The following is a 3,095-nucleotide window of genomic DNA, read 5'->3' as shown; positions in this document are numbered from 1 at the left end:
CCCCCGGGCCCGCCCGTCCGGCGCCCCCGGACGAGGAGCGGGACCCGCCGGGCACGGTCCCGGTGCCCGGGGTGTCGGTGGTGCGGGCCGCGGGGTGCGTGCTGTGGCGCAGGGCCCGCGCCGACGGCCCCCCGTCGGCGTTCGCCCTGGTGCACCGCCCGAAGTACGACGACTGGTCCCATCCCAAGGGCAAGCTGCTGCCCGGTGAGGAGGCCCGGGCGGCGGCGGTGCGGGAGGTGCGCGAGGAGACCGGCATGGTCTGCGTGCCGGGAGCCGAGCTGTCCACCCAGCGCTACTCGGCGAAGGGACACCCCAAGGAGGTCCGCTACTGGCTCGCCGAGGCGTCGGCGGGGAGCTTCGAGCCCAACGACGAGATCGACGCCCTGGTGTGGTTGGAGCCGGACGCGGCGCGCGAACGCCTCACCCACCCACAGGACCGCGAACTGTTGGACGAGGCCGTGGACGCCCTGCGAACCCCCGGCCGCCCGACGGCCTGACACCCCGCCGGGCGGTGGGGTCGGCCCTCGGTGGTGTCGGGGCACCCCGGCGTTCCGTCCGGCGGGGAGGACCGGCTCCGAGCACGGGCCCGGCGGTCCGGCGCGGGAGAGCGCCGACCACCGGCGAAGCGCCCGGCGGCCCGTTCGATCGGCCGTCCGGTCGGCTTGCGCTCAGCGGGGGGCGACGGCCGACCAGTCGACCGTGACCTCGCCCTGCCGGTGTCGGGCGTGCCCGCCGCGCACCGGCCAGTCCGCCGCCACCGACCGCACCGTGCGCAGCCATCGCTGCCGGGCGCCCAGCGCCCCGAACGGCGCGGCGGCGGCCCAGGCGCGGTCCAGGTCGCGCAGCCAGGCGTGCACCGGCTCGCCGGGCACATTGCGGTGGATCAACGCCTTCGGCAACCGCTCCGCCAGGTCGCCCGGGGTATCCAGGTCGGCCAGGCGGGCGGCGAGGGTCAGGGTGCGCGGCCCCTCCGGGCCGAGCGCCACCCAGGCGTGTCGGCGGCCGATCTCGTCGCAGGTGCCCTCCACCAGCAGGCCGTCGGGCGCCAGCCGTCCGCACATCAACCGCCAGGCGGTGGGCACCTCCTCCTCGGGGTACTGCCGCAGCACGTTGGCGGCGCGGATCAACAGCGGACGTCCGCCCGGGGCCCCGAAGCCCCCGAGCGGCACCTCGAAGCCGCCGCGCCCGAAGCTCAGCCCCTCACCGGCGAAGGGAGTCGCCGCCGCCACCCGGGCGGGGTCGATCTCCAGGCCCAGGAGGCGGACGTCCGGTCGTACCACGCGCAGGCGTCCCGCCAGTTCCACGGCAGTCCACGGGGCCGCCCCGTAGCCGAGGTCGACGGCCAGCGGGGGGCGGGGCGAGCGGCGCAGTGCGGCGCCGTGCTCGGCGACGATCCAGCGGTCCATGCGGCGCAGCCGGTTCCGGTGGGTGGTGCCCCGGGTGACGGTGCCGGTGGGGCGGGCGCCCGGCCGGGGACGGGAACCGCCGCCGGCGCCCGTGCCCTCGGTCGCCGCGCCGACCACCATGCCGTCCGCTCCTCCCGTCACGCGGCCGGGGTCGTCCGCGCGACTCCTGCCGGGTTCCCGGGTGGGGTCCTCCGCCCGGCGTGTCCCGGGCCACCGTAGGCGATCGGGCGTGTGACCGGTGTCGCGGGGACGGTCCCGGCCTCCCGGGGGTGCCCCGGACGCCCCCGCCGCCCGGGGTCGCGCCCATCGAAATCGGTCACGTTTTGGCAAAGTGGGAAGACGGGTCGGGTCGCTCGTGTTCTCGGACCCGGAGCCCGCCCGTCGCCACCCCGGGAGGACACGTGCCCGACATCGTTCGGCTCAGGCGCCGCCGCCGCGGAGTCCGGCATCCGCGCCGGGTCGCCGTGCTCAGCGTGCACACCTCACCGCTGCACCAACCGGGCACCGGCGACGCCGGCGGCATGAACGTATACATCGTGGAGCTGGCCCGCCGGCTCGCCGACCTCGGCACCGAGGTGGAGATCTTCACCCGCTCCACCGCCGGGGCCCTGGCCCCCCGGGTCGAGCTGGCCCCCGGCGTCATCGTCCGGCACATCGACGCCGGCCCCTACGAGGGCCTCGCCAAGGAGGACCTCCCCGCCCAGCTGTGCGCCTTCACGCACGGCGTCATGCGCGCCTGGGCCGGTCACCGCCCCGACCACTACGACCTGGTCCACTCCCACTACTGGCTCTCCGGCCACGTCGGCTGGCTCGCCGCCGAACGCTGGGGCGTGCCGCTGGTGCACACCATGCACACCATGGCGAAGGTGAAGAACGCCGCCCTCGCCGAGGGCGACACCCCCGAGCCGGCCGCCCGGGTCATCGGCGAGACCCAGGTGGTGGCCGCCGCCGACCGGCTGATCGCCAACACCGCCGAGGAGGCCGCGCAGCTCACCCACCACTACGGCGCGGACCCCGTGCACACCGCCGTCGTGCACCCCGGGGTGAACCTGGAGCGCTTCCGCCCCGCCGACGGCCGGGCCGCCGCCCGGGCCCGCCTCGGCCTGCCCCCCGACGCGCTGATCCCCCTCTTCGCCGGCCGCATCCAGCCGCTCAAGGCCCCCGACGTGCTGCTGCACGCCGTCCACCACCTCGTGGAACGGGAGCCGGGGCTGCGCTCCCGACTCGTCGTGCCCGTCGTCGGCGGGCCCAGCGGCTCCGGCCTCGCCCGCCCCGAGCACCTGCACAAACTCGCCGCGCGGCTGGGCATCGCCGAACTGGTGCGGTTCCGTCCGCCGGTCGCCCAGGACGGGCTGGCCGACTGGTACCGGGCCGCCGACGTCCTGGTGATGCCCTCCTACAGCGAGTCCTTCGGCCTGGTCGCCCTGGAGGCCCAGGCGTGCGGCACGCCCGTCATCGCGGCGGCGGTCGGCGGCCTGCCCACGGCCGTCTCCGACGGCACCACCGGCTACCTGATCAACGGCCACCACCCCCGCGACTACGCCGACGCGCTCGCCCGGTTCGCCGCCGACCCGGGGCTCTCCGCCCGGCTGGGCACCGACGCCGTCCGGCACGCCTCCCGCTTCGGCTGGAACACCGCCGCGGCGGCCACCGCCGAGGTGTACGCCGACGCCGTCGCCGAGCACCGAC

At 77.1% G+C, this 3,095-nt stretch carries 3 protein-coding genes; 2 read left to right on the top strand and 1 reads right to left on the bottom strand.

Annotation, left to right across the window (positions count from 1 at the left end):
* Positions 1-62 precede the first annotated feature (62 nt).
* Entirely contained in the window at positions 63-497 is a 435-nt protein-coding gene (locus FNQ90_RS17685; RefSeq protein WP_182607274.1) for an NUDIX hydrolase, read from the top strand.
* A 171-nt stretch (positions 498-668) separates the two neighbouring features.
* Here FNQ90_RS17685 and FNQ90_RS17680 read toward each other — a convergent pair whose 3' ends face one another.
* Positions 669-1,526, bottom strand: coding sequence for a class I SAM-dependent methyltransferase (locus FNQ90_RS17680; protein ID WP_182607273.1), 858 nt, complete (start codon positions 1,524-1,526; stop codon positions 669-671).
* A gap of 281 nt (positions 1,527-1,807) precedes the next feature.
* Between FNQ90_RS17680 and mshA the strand changes: the two genes are divergently transcribed.
* The coding region (gene mshA, locus FNQ90_RS17675) for a D-inositol-3-phosphate glycosyltransferase (protein WP_182607272.1) at positions 1,808-3,095 on the top strand (1,288 nt) is incomplete at its 3' end.

The sequence above is a fragment of the Streptomyces alkaliphilus genome (genome assembly GCF_014141535.1).
In the GTDB taxonomy this organism is placed as follows: domain Bacteria; phylum Actinomycetota; class Actinomycetes; order Streptomycetales; family Streptomycetaceae; genus Streptomyces; species Streptomyces alkaliphilus.
The sequence above is the reverse complement of the archived record's forward strand: the minus strand, read 5'-3'. Positions and strand labels throughout refer to the sequence as shown.